The sequence below is a fragment of the Flammeovirga agarivorans genome, assembly GCF_012641475.1.
GTDB lineage: Bacteria > Bacteroidota > Bacteroidia > Cytophagales > Flammeovirgaceae > Flammeovirga > Flammeovirga agarivorans.
The window spans coordinates 1,049,024-1,066,316 of the sequence record NZ_JABAIL010000003.1; the positions used below are offsets into that span (position 1 = coordinate 1,049,024).

Annotated in this window: 7 protein-coding genes; 6 read left to right on the forward strand and 1 reads right to left on the reverse strand. The window is 35.8% G+C overall.

Annotated elements, in window-relative coordinates; translation table 11 throughout:
- Positions 1-9 precede the first annotated feature (9 nt).
- The gene (locus tag HGP29_RS12950) at positions 10-234 is read left to right on the forward strand and encodes a YodC family protein (protein WP_168882833.1); all 225 of its coding nucleotides are present in this window, start codon (positions 10-12) and stop codon (positions 232-234) included.
- A gap of 77 nt (positions 235-311) precedes the next feature.
- Here HGP29_RS12950 and HGP29_RS12955 read toward each other — a convergent pair whose 3' ends face one another.
- The gene (locus HGP29_RS12955; protein WP_168882834.1) at positions 312-1,067 is read right to left on the reverse strand and encodes a DUF4262 domain-containing protein; all 756 of its coding nucleotides are present in this window, start codon (positions 1,065-1,067) and stop codon (positions 312-314) included.
- A gap of 464 nt (positions 1,068-1,531) precedes the next feature.
- Between HGP29_RS12955 and HGP29_RS12960 the strand changes: the two genes are divergently transcribed.
- The 5 genes from HGP29_RS12960 to HGP29_RS12980 all read left to right on the forward strand — a co-directional run bounded on the left by HGP29_RS12960 (position 1,532) and on the right by HGP29_RS12980 (position 16,911).
- Positions 1,532-4,621 (forward strand): SusC/RagA family TonB-linked outer membrane protein, encoded by a 3,090-nt coding sequence (locus HGP29_RS12960; RefSeq protein WP_168882835.1) that lies wholly within the window; start codon positions 1,532-1,534, stop codon positions 4,619-4,621.
- A 10-nt stretch (positions 4,622-4,631) separates the two neighbouring features.
- Positions 4,632-6,044, forward strand: a complete 1,413-nt coding sequence (locus tag HGP29_RS12965) for a RagB/SusD family nutrient uptake outer membrane protein (RefSeq protein WP_168882836.1) — start codon at positions 4,632-4,634, stop codon at positions 6,042-6,044.
- On the forward strand, positions 6,044-7,474 hold the full coding sequence (locus tag HGP29_RS12970) for an FISUMP domain-containing protein (protein ID WP_168882837.1): 1,431 nt from the start codon (positions 6,044-6,046) through the stop codon (positions 7,472-7,474). Before HGP29_RS12965 ends, HGP29_RS12970 begins: the two co-directional genes overlap by 1 nt.
- 11 nt (positions 7,475-7,485) lie before the next feature.
- Complete coding sequence (locus tag HGP29_RS12975) at positions 7,486-15,054, forward strand: S8 family serine peptidase (protein ID WP_168882838.1); 7,569 nt, start codon at positions 7,486-7,488, stop codon at positions 15,052-15,054.
- 129 nt (positions 15,055-15,183) lie between these two features.
- Positions 15,184-16,911 (forward strand): hypothetical protein, encoded by a 1,728-nt coding sequence (locus HGP29_RS12980; RefSeq protein ID WP_168882839.1) that lies wholly within the window; start codon positions 15,184-15,186, stop codon positions 16,909-16,911.
- Positions 16,912-17,293 lie beyond the last annotated feature (382 nt).

Consider the following 17,293-nt stretch of genomic DNA (forward strand, 5'->3'; position numbering starts at 1 on the left):
AAGCAAACTATGGCTAAATTAGAAAAGAAAAAGGGTAGATCATTTTCTACCGGAGATGTTGTACAGCTAAATTCTGGAGGACCATCAATGACTGTAAACAGCTATATCGAAACTCCTCAAGAAGTTGAAACGGGAATTATCGAAGGAGATCAAGAAGTAGAATTGACTTACTTTGATGATGCAGGTACTCAACAAACCAAGCGTTTTAAAGAAAAGACTTTGAAGAAAGTCTAGACTTTCTTAATCATAAAGAGACTGCTTTATTGAATAAGGCAGTCTCTTTATTTATATAAATATTATCAGTTGATTCTCTACTCGTCTTCCTCATTATGGTCATAAATTCCCCAAGGTGAGTTTAAATCCTTTCTAGTAGCAAACTTTCCATAGTTTAATTCGAAAAGTTGATTTAAAGTAGGATCCATTTTTATCAACTCAGAGAGACGAATTGATTGAGCGTCTTCAAAATCTGGATGTTCTTCACTATGAAACTCCCAACCTCCATCTTTTGTATGATATACCCATCGAATCGGATTACCTTTGAAGGTATATTTCGTAGTATAGACTTCTAAATCTTTATCTTCATAGAATTTAAAATCTATATTTCTATCTAATAAAGGTTGATTGAATTTCCATTTACTATTAAATCCAGTATCCCAAGGGAAGTTTCCTTTATTATCTGTCCATACTAACTGTACTGCAGGAAAATTATTAGAGTGATCATAAACCCAAGAATTGTATCTTAAGTAATCAGAATAATAAGCTTTATTGACTTCTAAAAACTTTACAGGAAATTTATTGAGTATATCATTATACTCTGTATTAGCCTTGTATTTAGTTCCCTTTTTTACTGCATCACATAAAGTATTAATGGTTACCTTCATCATTTCCATCGGTAAACCAAATACTATAATTTCAGGATGCTGATATGATTTATACAGTCCTATCGAAAAAGCAAAAGCTGGTAAATAATCATCTCCCTCAATCACTCCGATATGATAACCATTCTCTTTTATATTTTCTAAAATATCATCACCAAGCTCTGCATCAAATTGATTATTAAGATCCATTTTTACTTCTTCTTAATTTATAACTTTATTAATTTAGGGCCACAAAAGAAGTAACTTGTTTTAGTATATCCAAGTTATCTTCTCTTTAATATTTCAATACCTTTCTTTTTGTAAAATTGATCACATTGAAATTATATATCCCCATTCAAAAATAACATAAACTTGACGCTCAAAAAGTGATTTTTTCATAAATAACAACTCATCAAATCGTTAGAATCCATTTAAATACCCGTATTACCCAAAGCACAATCAAACATCATAAGGAATTATATATCAATGTATTGTACGATTTGACACACGTCTCAAATCATATGAGACATCAAATTCTACATATGACTTACTAATCTTTTCAATCATTTACAAATAATCCAGAATCAATACATTAATTGCAAGCATCAATCACTATTGAAGTATTGAGATCAGACACCAATTCAATTTTAAGTTTTAATCGATCAATCTGACACATGAACAAACGAAAACTATTTTGGATGTTCCTGTTATTTATCGTCTGTCTTTATGTTGATGTGCATGCACAGCAAGCCCAAATTAAAGGGGTTGTCATGGAATCAGCAACCAACGAACCTCTTCCAGGGGTGAGTATTTGGATAGAAGGTACAACCAACGGAACTACATCCAATATTGATGGGGAATTTTCATTAATGGTAAATAAAGCAACTGACAAGCTTCATTTTTCATTTATTGGGATGCAAGACAAAATTATCGAAATAGGAACAAAATCTTATTTCGAAGTAACTCTCGAAGGTGACTCTAAACAACTTGAAGAAGTGTTAGTAGTTGCTTACGGTACATCTGACAAGAAAGCCTTTACCGGTGCCGCAGAAACAATCTCTGGAGAGTCTTTACAAGCTAGACCCGTAGCTTCAGCTGCAAGTTCACTGCAAGGATCTACCTCAGGTGTACAAGTGAATTCAGGTTCAGGTCAACCTGGTTCAAGTCCAACAGTACGTATTAGAGGTGTAGGTTCAATGAGTGCAAGCTCATCACCCTTATATGTAATTGATGGTGTACCTTACGATGGTATTGGTACATTAAACCCCAATGACATTGAATCTATGACTGTATTAAAAGATGCTGTTTCAGCTTCATTATATGGTTCTAGAGCTGCAAATGGTGTAATTATCGTTACAACTAAAGCTGGCAAGAGAGAAGATCATTCTAGACTAACTGTTGATGCACAAGTAGGTGTTACTCAATTAATGTCGGAAGGAACTCCACTAATGAACTCAGCTGATTATTACCAACAAACATGGAATGGTTTATTTAATAACCAATTCTATTTGAATGGTAAAACACAACAAGAGTCAGCACAATATGCTCAAGAGAATGTAGAAGCTATATCAGGATGGAATCCATATGATATGGAAAACCCATTTGATTATAATGGTAACCTTTTGTCTGGGGCTAAGATTGTACAAGATACTGACTGGAGAGATGCATTGTATCAAACAGGACAAATTCAAAACTATAATATTGGATTTAGTCATTCTACGGAAAAATCGAATTATTTCCTTTCTTTAGGATACTTCGATCAGTTAGGTCATGTAAAAGGAACGGATTTTAATAGAGTATCAGGACGTATTAATTTAGATCATCAGATCACTCCTTTTATTAAAGTAGGAACGAACAATACAATTAGTTTTTACACTCAAAATTCACAGCCAAATGGCACAGCAGGTGCAAACCCTGTAAGAGCAGTAGAAATTATTAATGCTACCACTCCTATTTATTTACCAAATGGGGAATACAATTGGTACAACACAGCTGTATTAGATTTTAACCCTATTGGTTTAATTGAAAAAGATATCTATAACACAAAAGGAAATAACATATCGTCGAGTCTTTATTTACAATTTGATTTTACTAAAAACTTAAACTTCAAAACTACAGGTTCAATTAACTACAACTCTTCAAATGGTGTAGTTTATTACAATCCAGAACATGGTAATGGTTCGGGTGTGAATGGCCGTGGTTCTAAATCTCATGATCAAAGCATGGCCTTAAACTGGTCTAATGTTTTAACATGGGAAAATCGTTATGGAAGACATCACTTTACAGTAATGGGAGGTCAAGAAACTTATTCTGTAAATAGCGATGGTCTTTATGCAGAATCTACAGACTTTGGTATTGGTGGAAATCCTCATTTAGGTATTGGTGCTAAACCAGAAGCTGCAGTTTCATATACAAGTAATAGAAGTTTGTTATCATTCTTTGCACAGACATCTTATGATTTTGGTTCTAAGTATTACCTTAATGCTTCCGTTCGTACAGATGGTAGTTCTCGTTTCGGTGAAAACAATAAGTTTGGTGTTTTCCCTTCGGTTGGTGCATCATGGAGACTTGGTCAAGAAGAGTTTTTAAATACTGTTGATTGGCTAGATGAATTGAAATTACGAGGTAGTTATGGTTTAACTGGTAATGATAAGATTGGCGATGGCAACTATCTAGCACTATATACTTTAGGTAGTAACTACGGTGATGCACCAGGTATGACTCCTGTACAGTTAGAAAACCCTAACTTACAATGGGAGAAAATGACGTTAACGAACATTGGTCTAGACTTCTCTGTATTCTCAAGAATAAGTGTTTCAGGTGAATATTTCATCAAAGATTCTGATGGATTATTATATGCTCAACCGATCTCCTACTCTAAAGGTTTTGGATCGGTATTAACCAATATCGGTCATATGGAAAACAAAGGTTTTGAATTCACACTTCATACAGAGAATATCTTAAAACGTGATTTTGCATGGACTACAGATTTCAACCTAACGAATATCAAGTCAGAAATTAAGAACATAGGCGCAGATCAATTAGTAAGTGGTAATTACTTATTAAAAGAAGGAATTAGCTGGTATAGTTTCTACTTAAGAGAGTGGGCCGGTGTAAACCCTGAAACAGGTCAGCCAATGTGGTATGTAAACGTTGAAAATACTCATGATGAAAATGCTGAAGCTCCAGAGTCAGCATTTGAAGACCCAAATGGTTCAGGAAGACAGGTAACAAGCGAGTATGAGGATGCTTATAGAGTAGTCAATGGTTCTGCCTTACCAACAATGTATGGTGGTTTAACCAACACTTTCAAGTATAAAAACTTTGACTTCTCATTCTTATTATATTTCAGTGTTGGTGGTCAAATTTATAACTCTGATTATGCTAAAAATATGCATGATGGTGCAAACCCTGGCTATAACTTAGCACAAGTTGCAGCCAATGCATGGACGCCTGATAATAAGTATACAGATGTACCAAGGTATATTGTAAACAATGAAGACAATGGACATTTATCATCTACAAGATTCCTTGAAAATGGTAATTACTTGCGTCTTAAGAATGTGAACTTCGGTTACAATTTACCTCAACATGCCTGTGAAAAGATCCATATTTCAAGTTTAAGAGTGTACTTCTCTGGTGAGAACTTATGGACTTTATCTAAATTCAATGGATTCGATCCAGAACAAGCATTATCAGGTACTACGAACGATAATGTACCAGGTGTTGCTACTTATTCTATAGGATTCAACTTTGGCATTTAATCATCATATCATGAAATATATCAAACAAATTTTCATAGCGGTTATGATGTTAGGTGCTACATCATGTTCCGAATTTTTAGAATACCAACCCTCTACAGAAGTTTCTCCAGATGTCGCTTTTGAATCATTAGATAATGCAAAAGCTACTTTAGTTGGAGCATACGATCAATTAAGTTCTCCTTATTTTGATGGTCTTTATGTACCAATCATGAATGATGTGATGGGTGAAGACTTGATGATAAACTCTGATAACAACTGGGGGTGGTTCGTTTCAGTATATCAAATGGAAATGTTGGCCAACTACCAATGGGTAACCAACCCTTGGGCTGTAGGTTATAAAGTGATTTATGACGCCAATATGATCATCCATAATACACCAAACATTCCAAAAGCAACTGAGTCTGAAAAAGCAGAATTAATTGCACAGGCAAAAGCTCTAAGAGCTTACTGTTACCTTCATTTAATTCAAATGTATGCAGACAGTTACCATAAAGCTCCGGAAGGTGATGGTGTTATTTTAAGAACAATTCCTGCAGCTGCTGAAGATGAAGATTTTGGTAGAGCTTCTACACAAGAAGTTTACGATCAAATCATCGAAGATTTATCTTATGCAGTAGAAAATATGACAGAATCTGATTATAAAGGATTCTTAGATCAAAGAGGTGCTCAAGCTTTATTAGCAAGAACATACCTCCTTACAGAAAACTGGGAAAAAGCCAGTGAGTATGCAGAACAAGCCTATACAGGACTATCATTGATGACAGTAGAAGAAATGTGGGGTGGATTTATGTTGTTTGACAATAATCCAGAAGCCATTTTTTATCTGGATTACACAAGAACAGATAACAATATCTACCTTTCATTACCTTCTTTTTACTGGCCTGAATATGGTTATTCTTCAATTCGAGCAGATGAAGTATTCTTAGACAAATTCGATGATGCGGATATCAGAAAAGGGTTCTTCACTTTCTATGAACCGATTGATGCTGATAACTACCTCGTATTAAAATTTGGTCATAATGAAGCATTGGGAAATGCGCACATGATTAAAATTAGAGCTTCTGAAATGTACTTAATTAAAGCTGAAGCAGAAGCTGAATTAGGTAACGATGAAGCCGCTATCGAAGCAGTTTATGAAGTAATGAAAAGAGCCAACGGAGGCGCCGTTAAACCTACTGCCTCTGGAGAAGAATTAGTTAATGTAATCCTTGAGGAAAGACGTAGAGAACTATTCGGTGAAGGGTTCAGATGGTTTGATATCAAGAGACGTAATCAAGCATTTGTTAGAGAAGGTCAACATTGGGCAAAATGGAACTTTGGACCTGAAGACAATGATTACTACAGATTAACTTTCCCAATTCCACAAGGCGAAATCGATTCAAATACTGAAATCAATGAGGAAAACCAAAACCAAGGTTATTAATGAAATTACTAAATAAATATACTGTCAGTGGTTTGCTTACCATCCTACTGATGACACACTGCAGTAAGGAAGAGGCTTTGCCTTCGCTTTTTCCTAATGCTGGGAGTGATCAACTTGAATTGGTAAATGAAGGCTATCAGGCTCAAATCGCAACAACCGAGTTGTTTGAAGGACAAACTGGTTCTTGGAAAGTAGTCAGAGGTGTAGGTGGCAGTTTGGATTCTGCCGCCTCTCCTAGCACTATTTTCCGAGGAGAGCCTGGTGAATTGTATACTTTAGAGTGGGAACTTAGAGAAGGAAGTGTTTACGCAACTGATTGGGTTGATATCGGGTTCCTACCCATGAAAAACGAAATTTATACTATCCTACCAGATACAATATCTGATTCTTTTACTCTTCATTTAGAAGCGGATTCCGCAAAGTATGGTGCTATTGGAACTTGGCATATGATTGGAGAAGATTCTACAGGTTCATTTAGTGATGTCAATGACCCAAATGCCGAATTTGTAGGTCTTCCCAACCATACCTATACAATAGCTTATACTCATACTTATGGGTCTAAAGAAGTAAGTGATGAAGTAACTGTTACATTCGATAGTTTACAGGCGGATGCTGGTGAAGATAATTTAAGTATCATCACAAAAGAAGCTCCTTATTTTTTCACTTTGCAAGCCAATCACCAAGAAGGTGCAGCAGGAATGTGGAGAATTATCGAAGGTGAAGGAGGAAATGTCATCACACCAGAACTTCCTAATTCTTTATTCACAGGTAATCAAAATGAAGAATATCACTTAGAATGGAGCGTATCACATGGTGATTATTCTGACAAAGATACTGTGATCATCGCATTTGGCGGTATCCACAGTTCTTGGACAGATGCAAGAGATAATAAAACATACAAAACCATCAAAATTGGTAATGTAGAATGGATGGCTGAAAACTATGACTTCGATGCTTATGTAGGTGAAGCTGCTTGGTATTATGGCCAGGCAGCGGAAGCTATCAACGAAACAGGTCATATAGTTTCATCGGATGAAGACAGAAGGAAATACGGTAAACTTTATAGTTATAATGCCGCTGCATTGTCTGCTCCTGAAGGATGGAGAATCCCATCTTATGATGAATGGTGGTCATTAGTAGAACGTTTTAACGGACAAAGTTATGCTGGCGATGCATTAAGAAAAGGTGGCGAAAGTGGTGTTGACTTAGAGTTAGCAGGTTACTTCGAAATGCCGGAATACAGAAACAGCCCAGAATTTGGTCAGTTAGAACAAATGGGACGTTACTGGGTAAGATTAAGTGACGGTGCCACTCTAGATGATGAATACCCTCAGGCATTCCAAATCAATGATGGACCATTAGTAGGTATCGCGATTTTTATCCCTTACTACGCATTATCAGTAAGATATATTAGAGACATCCAACGCTAAACCTAATCACTATGATAAATAGATTTTTATTACTTCTGGGTACTCTAATGTGTTTAATACACCCCTCTTTCTCACAGCAACCTGCTGTTGAAAAAGGAAAAATTAGAATTAAGTTTACGCAAGAAACAATACGTCAATTTAAGACAATAGAAACGTCAGGAATGAATCAACAGATTGATCAGACTGGTGTTACTCAAATTGACAATTTCAATAGTAATTTAGGAATAAAAACATTCAAACGTTTATTCCCATTTTCTCCAAAGCATGAAGCAAAACATAGAGAATATGAGCTTCATCAATGGTATGAAGTCCGCTTTGATCAAAACATCTCTACTGATGCAATGATTAATCAATATGAGGCGCTTGGCGTTGCAGAAATTGTAAAACCAGTCTATTCGAAAGATTATGTTGAGCCTAACAATTTAGTACCTCATACCGCTTCTTCTAGCCAAAGAGTACAAAATACCATGCCTTTTGATGATCCATTTCTTCATGAGCAATGGCATTATGAAAACTATGGTGATATTATCGGTACAGCAGATAGCGATATCGATTTGTTCAAAGCATGGGAAACAACTACGGGTACAAATGATGTTATTGTCGCCATTATTGATGGTGGTATTGACGTTACTCACGACGACCTAGTTGATGCGATGTGGATTAATGAAGCAGAGGCAAACGGTGAACCAGGTGTTGATGATGACCAAAACGGTTATGTGGATGATATCAATGGTTATAATTTCGTTTCTGGAGGTAATGCTTCAGCAACAGATCATGGTACTCACGTTGGTGGTACAGTCGCTGCAAGAAACAATAATGGCATTGGTGTCGGTGGTGTAGCAGGTGGTGATGGTTCAAAAGAGTCGGGAGCTCGCTTGATGTCTTGTCAAATTTTCCTTCAAACAGGTTCTTCTACTGGTGTTCCAAATGCATTTGTTTATGCAGCAGATAATGGTGCTGTGATTGCTCAAAACTCTTGGTCTTATACATCAACAGGATATTATGAGCAAGAAGTATTGGATGCAATTGATTACTTTATTGCAGAGGCCGGACAATACGAAGATTCTCCAATGAAAGGCGGTATCGTTTTCTTCTCTGCAGGTAATACTGGAGAAAACCATGAGATTTGGCCTTCTAGATATGATAATGTTGTTGCTGTAGCCGCTTCTCAAGCATCAAATCACCCTACAGGATATACAACACATGGTACTTGGGTAGATATTATGGCTCCAGGTGGTTCATTATTCGAAACACAAATTGAAGGTGTATTAAGTACTGTACCAGGTAACAAGTATGCTTTTATGCAAGGTACATCAATGGCTTGTCCACATGTTTCGGGTGTAGCAGCATTAGTTCTTTCTCAATTTGGTGGTGATGACTTCACTCCTGAGGATTTAAAACAGAGAATTGTAGACTTCTCAGATCCGTTTGAAAGTGATATGCATGAGTATTGGAACGGCTTAGTGGGTAGAGGTATACTCAATGCAGTTAATTCATTATCAGTTAATGCTGATAAACGTCCAAATGCTCCTCAATTATATGCTGAAAACATTTCACATGATTCATTTGATGTTTCATGGAAAGTACCAACTGATGAGGATGATGAGAAACCATCACACTTCCAAGTTTGGTTTAGTGATGTTGAACTAACAGAAGATACTTATGAAAATATCACTCCATACGTATTTGAAAACGCTTTAAATGCGGGAGAAGAATTTACTTTAAGTATCGGAAACACTAGAGAGAAGAAAGATTTTTACTTCATTGTTAAAGCAATGGATAAATGGGGAAATCTATCAGAGCGTTCAAATATTCTAAAAGTAACAACTGCAGATGCTCCTCGCCTAGTATTAGAGCAAGATTCTATCATTCTAGAAATAGATGTAACGAAAGAAGCTTATTTAGAAGAGCCAGTGATCATCAAAAATATTAAGAATGGTACTTTAGAATGGACTTCTTATGCTAAGAACTATGGTTATATCCCTGAAGAAAGCTTAGATGAGTATCTGGCAAAGGTGAACTTCGTTGTCGATACAAAGAATAAAATTTCTTTTGATGAGAAAGGATTACCTCATATTACTTTATACAAAGCAGAAGAAAAGTCTCAAATAGGTTATGCTTCCCCTAACAATGAAGGTATCACTACCAATATCGTTAGTAAAGCTTTAACAAGAGATCAACAGTTTGATACTTTAAAACAAATTGGTGTTTACCGCTCTGGATTACAATATGATTGGGATCAATGGCCTGATAATGTATTAGGTGTTGAATCTCCTACTACAGTTGGTTTTTCTCATGCTACTGTTTTTGAAGTAACAAGAGGATATACATTCAACTTAACTCATGTTGCAGCTTTTGTTTATGCTACTAATACTGATGATCCAATTATCATCGAGATTAGAAAAGGAGGAACAAAACCGACTGAGGCGGAAACTATTCATACGCAAGAATACATGGTTCAAGATTCAACTTTAGGTTGGATTGAAGTCCCTCTAACAAGAAATTTCAGATTCGAAGATGGTGAAATGTTCTGGATTGTGATGCATCACCCTATCGGTGATCAATATCCTATCACTTGTAACTTATCTGGAACTTGGCCAGGAGAAACATTCTGGGTATCTAGAAACTCAGGTAGAACTTTTGAAAATGCACAAAATACAGCTGTTTGGGTATATTACTACTTAAAAGTTCGAGCATTAAGTACTGGTAATGATGGTGCATGGGTATATCTAGATCCTCATGAAGGAGTTGTAAAACCGAATTCGACAAGTAATCCTATATTGAAGTTAGATCCTAGTACACTTGTGAATGGTTTACACAAAAGTGCAATTGGTTTTTACACTAATGATCCTAACTATCCTGCAGCAAGTATTTATGTGGACTTAATGGTAAAAGGTCAAACGGCAGATTTAGAATTTGAAAAAATTAATGCACTTGAAAACTGCTTCGTTGGTGTTAAGAAGTATCATGAAATTGAGATTGAAAACTCTGGTTATGGTAATCTCGAAATCTATGATGGTACTTCAACAATTAGCGGTGTTGAATTGATCTTGGATGATACTACATTTATCACAGCACAAAACGAAGGAAAATTAGCGTTTAGCTATACCCCTCAGTCTGTGGGTATGCAACAAGGAACAATCACGCTTGAAACAAACATTGGTGACGTAGAGCTATTAGTTACTGCAAACTGTGCATCTCCTTCTATTGCAACTTTATCATCTACCAACTTAACGGAAACAGTTGATTATGAAGAAGAGGATGAAACGACTGTAACAGTAAAATTATCTAATACTGGAGATTATCCTTTGACTTACCATATTCCTGCTGACTTGTATGAAAAGTATTCTGGTAATGAATACGATATCCGAGAAATGTTCAATGATGGTAATTATCCTGCTAGTGATGTAGATGATCCTAGAAGAGTTTCTTCAATGTATACTTACATTACCTCTGACGAAGCTGATGGGCCTATGGAAGGTGCTTTCGAAGATATCTCTCGTACAGGTACTCCTATTTCACATATCACACAAGGTTATAATAATGCATTAGATATCCCGATGGATATGGATTTCCCATATTTTGATGGTACTTATAATCATATCAATATCAATGCAGATGGTGTAGTAGGTTTCGGTAAACTATGGACTAGTTTAACCCGTGATTTCAGTTTCCCATATACCAATTCTGCTCAAGGCGGTATGGCAATTATGTGGTTCAACTTTGATCCGATGGTAGATTTTAAAACTGGTATTAGTGGTGGAGAAATCTATTATGAAAGTAAAGGTGATCGCTTTATTGTTCAATACCATAAAGTAAGAGACCATGGTGCTGATGATGGTGAAATGACCTTACAAATTGTATTATTTGATAATGGTGATTTTGAATACCGCTACAAAGATGTTGAAGGTCTTGAAACCTACAAACAAGGTTTAGTTGGTTTCCAAAATATGGAAGAAGACTATGGTATTACAATTCAAGATCGTACGCAAAACAAGAAAGAACATGACTATGTATCTCCGATTAAGGATAACTTAGTGATCCGTTTTAACAGACATGAGAATAAACCATTTGTTAAATCTGTCACACCTTCGGAAGGTACTTTATTATCTGGTGAAGAAGTTGAGTTAGAGGTAATCATAAACCACAAAGAGTTCAACCTCTTTGATGGAGTACACAGAAATAAATTATTTGTTTTCAATAATGGTATCGACCCTTATACTGAGTTAGATATAGACTTAACAGTAAATGGAGAAGAAGATATCAACTTTGATAATGAGGATGTAGATTTTGGTTCTGTGACTGAGAATGCCAGCTACCAAGAAGAAATTACCATCACTAATGATGGTAGTAAAGGTGTTGAGATCACTTCATTTAATCTTAATGATCCATTTAGTCATGATTTGGAATTACCTTATTGGGTAGCTCCTCAATCAGAGAATAAGATTCTAGTGAATTACAATCCTTTATCAAAAGGGACTGATAGCGAGACCACTAAGATGGTATTCTCTAACGGTGAGGAAACTGAAATTACTTTAGAAGGTATTTCTTTAGAAAGCCCTAACCTTACTGCTGATGTAGCTAGTATTGAAATCAATATAAATTCTGGTGAAAAGACTACAGAATCTTTTGAGATTTCGAATGAATCGGATGATCAGGACCTATGGTATACATTATTAGCAAGAGGAGGCTTTAGCTTTGAAGAATTAGATTATTCTACAGTGGCTGCAGCAGATACCAATGCCTTTGAATATGGTATTGTAGATACACAAGAAGATGAATACGGATATGTGCAATATCAGTACACTAGTATTGTGGCTGAAGAAAACCATGTAACCGTACAAGCAGATGCTTACTATGAAATTGATCTTCCATTTGAGTTCTCTTACTTCGGTAAAGAATACTCGAAAGCATGGATGAATGAAAATGGTTTTGTTGCTATTGAAGAACCACAAGTAGGAACTAACAACACCCATCCTATTTTCACAAATGAAGACTCTCAAAGTGGATTAATTGCTCCACATTGGGCTCTATTTACAGTCAACAAAGTAGTAGAAAACAGTGGTCTTTATATCAAGAAATATGATGATAAAGTAGTCTTCGAATGGCACATGATGATCCACTCTTGGGGAGAAAGTGTAGGTGGTTCTGCCAACTTCCAAGCGATCTTACATGAAGACGGTCGTATCCAATTTGTATACGAAGATGTTGATTCTTACGATGGTGAATTCAACTTTGGCTTAGAGAGTGGCGATGAAAAATATGTTATCGATTTAGGCAGAGATGGAGTTGAATGGGAATCTATTTATGAGGTACCATTTGACGATCACAGAATCATTACATTCACACCTCCAGCAAAAGGAAGATTAGACAATAGAGATTCACAAACTTTTGATGTTAGTTTCAGTGCATCAGGCTTATTTGATGGACAGTATTTTGATACCTTAAAATTACTTTCTAACAGTAGCTTTGCTGACTCATTAGTAGAGATTCCTGTAGAAATCAACGTTACTGGTGAAGCTTCTCCAGAAGTAGATAATGCTATTGCAATGGGTAATCGTTATTACCAAGAAGATATTACGTATTACGATACGATGATGATCAAAAACAATGGCACAAAATCTTTTGAAGTAACTGAATTACACTACAACAAAGGTTTAGACTACGAGTTTGTTTTGATGAATGGTAGCCGATTGGTTACAAGTAGCTCAGGAAGCTTGTATACGCCTATTGATGTTGCTCCAATGTCAACAGACACATTAGTCTTAGTTTATTCTCCTGATGAATTGACAACACTATCAGATAATATCACTTGGGTAGCCAATGGAGAAACATTCAACACGGAGCTTTCGGGCCAATTAGTTGACCCTCCAGTTTTAGTAGTTGATACTGAAGATGTAAGAATCAAAGCTGAAGGACAAGAAAGTGAAACTCATCAGATAGTAGTTGAAAATAGGGGTAATTCTTCATTAGAATTTAATGCTGAAATTATCTATAAACTTACTCAAGGTCAGGATTATGATAGAAATGATGACTCTCCTGTTTTTGCAGATTCATTAACATACGAACATAATAATGATCAAAATGCACAAGGATATTGGGCGTCATTGGGTGGTCAACCTACATCGGTAGCAACAAGATATACTGCCTCAGAAAGCGGATTCTTAATTACTCATATTCGTTCTAATGTTGATTATATCAATAATGGAGTTTACACTGTAAGAGTAGAGGTAATAAAAGGTGGTGATTCTCCTGAAGAAGGTGAAGTGGTTGGTTTAGAAAACTTTACTCTTGATATTACTTCAGGTGCGAAATGGATGCTACTGGCATTAGAAGAGCCTATTTTCCTTGAATCGAACGATGAGTATTGGGTAGTAGTTCACCACCCTCCAGGGTATTTCAACGCTGGTTTTGATTTAGACTATACAGATGATTATGACTTTAACGATCACCTTGTAAGTTTCGATGGCGGTGATTCATGGGGTTATGATACTTACCAACAGAGAATCTGGAAAACTAGAGCATTGACTTTAACTGCCCCTGATGGTTGGTTTAGTATTGATGAAGTATCTGGCACTGTAGCACCAAACTCTAAACAAGTATTAGAAAGTACTGTTGACTTATCTAAAATTTCAGATGGTAACTATTTAGCAGTAACAAGAATCTCATCTAACGATCCATTTAGTGGAAATGAAGATGTAAACTTCTTTATTGATGGTAATAAGAAGCCCATCTTTAAGTACACTCCAGATCAAATTGAAGAGTACTTATATGCTAAAGAAAATGAGAAAGCCACATTTAACCTTATGGCTTCTGACCCTGAAGGTGGAGTACTTACTTTCGATATTGATACAGCCTTACATTTTGGTAAGATGGAAATAATCAATGATAGTATTGCTCAGATTGTACTTACTCCTGGCTTTGAAGATGCCGGAGAATATGAATTTGAAGTATCTGTCATGGATGATTTAGGAGCTAAACAAGTACATCAGTTGAAGCTTCTAGTAGAGAATACAAACAGACCTCCTGTTGTTGCAGTAATTCCAGAGTTATTTATGAATGCAACATTTGGTGATTTGGAAATGATTTCTCTACCAACCAATGTTACGGATCCAGATAACGACCAATTAGGATACTTCGTTCAAAACTTCCATCCAGAATTTGTTGAAGTAGCCTACGGTGATGATGAAGTGATCATTATCCCGAAAGAAGAAGGTGTCGCAGTATTGGCTTATGGTGCAGATGACTTTAATGGAGGATTTAGTTACCAATTTATCTATGTGATAGTTGAAGGTTCTATCACTAATATAGATGGTGAAACAGAGTTCTCTGTTAAAGTATATCCTAACCCTACTTCAGATATCACAAATATTGAATTACAACTTGAAGAATCTACACAGGTGGATATTCAACTATTCAATATTCAAGGTCAGAGAATCAAACAAATCTTGAATAAACGACTTCCAGCAGGTCCTCATCTTATCCCTTCTAATTTACAAAATCAAAATAGTGGTATGTACCTCTATAAGATGTTGATGAACGGAGAAGATCAGGAGATCTTGAAAGTCTTGAAAAAATAAGGAGTACTCAGGAGATGGGGTTTTCTACCCCACTCCTCACCTCTTTAACTTTTTAAATACATAGGTATCAACACCGCCTACCACAAAGGTGTATACTACTTTACATTTTATCGAAAATTTTTTATTACTATGAGAAAGCAAATTCTTATGTCCGTTCTAGCGGCTTCTATGTTCACTGCTTGTACTTCAGAAACTGCAGATTTAGATAGTTTAACTGAAAGAGTTGAAAGCATTGAAAACAGATTAGATGGTATTGGCGAAGAACAAGCAGCTTCTTTAGAAGAGACACTTGCAGACATCTACCTACAACTAACGACACTTTCTGATGCCAACTCTGACTTATCAGGTTTAATTGCAGATATTGAAGCACTTGAATTATTGTTAGAAACACTTCAAGAAACTAACGCTGACGAAGAAGATATCGCAGATGTTTTAGCTCAACTTGAAGCTTTACAAGATAAAGTAGATGGTAACAGCGATATGATTGATGCTGTTGAAGACTTAGTAAGTGGTGAAGCTCAAGTATGGTGGGGTAATATCGCTACAGCTGATGATGTATCTATGTTTGCTGAAGGTAACTATAAAATCATCTCAGGTGATGTGTATTTAAACAGTGCCAATGTATTATCAACTCTAAGTGATGTTGTATTTGTTGGTGGTAATGTTGAAGTATCAAATATTGAAACTTTAGACTGGAATGTTGAGAATATCGGTGGTTCGTTATTGGTAGTTGACCAAGTAGAACTTTCTAGTATTACTATGGACAAGCTAAAGTCTATTGGTGGAGAATTTACAGTAGTAAACAACAGTAAGCTAGCTACATTAGAAGTTCCTGCTTTAGCATATGTAAATGATAAATTACATGTGGACAGCTTTATTTCTGGAGAAGATGAAGGTGGATATTTTGAAAAAGCCTATATCACATCTTTCGATTTAACTGGATTAGTTGCCGTAAATAATGATGTGGTATTAAACGCTGTTGGTGATGCTACAATTACTTTGGATGCATTAACTGAGGTGCATGGTGATTTAGAATTAACAGGTCTTTCTGAAACAGCAACTCTTGCTTGCCCAGAATTATTATCTGTAGATGGTAACTTCTATGTAAACAACAATGCAAAGCTTGCGACTTTTGAAGTTCCAAAGTTAATGACTATTGGTAATGAGTTACAGTTTAACAACAACAGTGGCGGAGGCGGTGTTGGTATTGGTTTTGGTGGTGAATCTACTGGTATTGAATACTTAACTACTTTCGAAGAACTTGTTGAAGTTGGTGGCGGTGTAACTATCGCTAGCAACCAATCTTTAACTGCAATTGATGCTTTCAATAAATTAGAAAGTGTTGGAAGTTATAGTACTATCTATATCGAATCTCATCCGAAATTGACAACTTTCACAGCCTTCAATGCATTAACTGAGGCATATAACATCAATTTCTTTGCTGTTGAAAACTTTGAAGATGCGGATGCAACACTGAGCATGGATGCATTTAATAATGTTGAAAGCGTAGTGAATGTAGCTATAGATTATATTACAGTAAAACTAGATAAGTTTGAAGTATTTGGTATGCTTACACAGCTATCTGGTACAGGTGAATTTGGTGGTCAATATTCACCATTAAGAATCCAAGATGAGTTTGTTGGTCTTCATATGATCGACTACCTAGGTTGGGGTGGATTAAAAGTATACATCGAAACTCCAGCAGAAGCTTATGCAAACTGGTGTTCGTTTAATGATGTAATCACAAATAAGGAAGAAGGTTTACAGATGTATGGAGATATCATTTTCAACGAAAGAGTTGAGGGTGTATCTGACTTCACAACTGTAGATAACTCTACCATCACTTCATGTGAATAATTATAGTCGAAAAATAAATAGGATTAAGCTAGCAATTTTATCTTAATTGCTAATTTACTTGCAAACAGAGGGGCGATAATCATTGGTTATCGTTCCTTTTTTATATGCACCACATACAAATTTTAGTAATAACCATAGATACAACAATGATTCCCCCTACTATGCTTAAAGCACTGATGGTATGTTTCGATTGAGTTGCAATAGAGAAAACACCTATTAATGCAACAAACAGAAATAATATTATTGAGATAAGAATTTCCACTTCTAATGATGTTTTTGATGAGATAATAAGCTAATGTGTATTATGTAGTACGTAAAATCTCTATAAAATATCGTTAAAAGTTGTACAAATAAAGTTAATGCAAATAGATGTAAACAATTA

Coding starts and splice junctions, on each gene's coding strand:
- HGP29_RS12975 (WP_168882838.1), top strand. CDS start 7,486: ATGATAAATAGATTTTTATTACTTCTGGGTACTCTAATGTGTTTAATA.
- HGP29_RS12970 (WP_168882837.1), top strand. CDS start 6,044: ATGAAATTACTAAATAAATATACTGTCAGTGGTTTGCTTACCATCCTA.
- HGP29_RS12965 (WP_168882836.1), top strand. CDS start 4,632: ATGAAATATATCAAACAAATTTTCATAGCGGTTATGATGTTAGGTGCT.
- HGP29_RS12960 (WP_168882835.1), top strand. CDS start 1,532: ATGAACAAACGAAAACTATTTTGGATGTTCCTGTTATTTATCGTCTGT.
- HGP29_RS12980 (WP_168882839.1), top strand. CDS start 15,184: ATGAGAAAGCAAATTCTTATGTCCGTTCTAGCGGCTTCTATGTTCACT.
- HGP29_RS12950 (WP_168882833.1), top strand. CDS start 10: ATGGCTAAATTAGAAAAGAAAAAGGGTAGATCATTTTCTACCGGAGAT.
- HGP29_RS12955 (WP_168882834.1), bottom strand. CDS start 1,067: ATGGATCTTAATAATCAATTTGATGCAGAGCTTGGTGATGATATTTTA.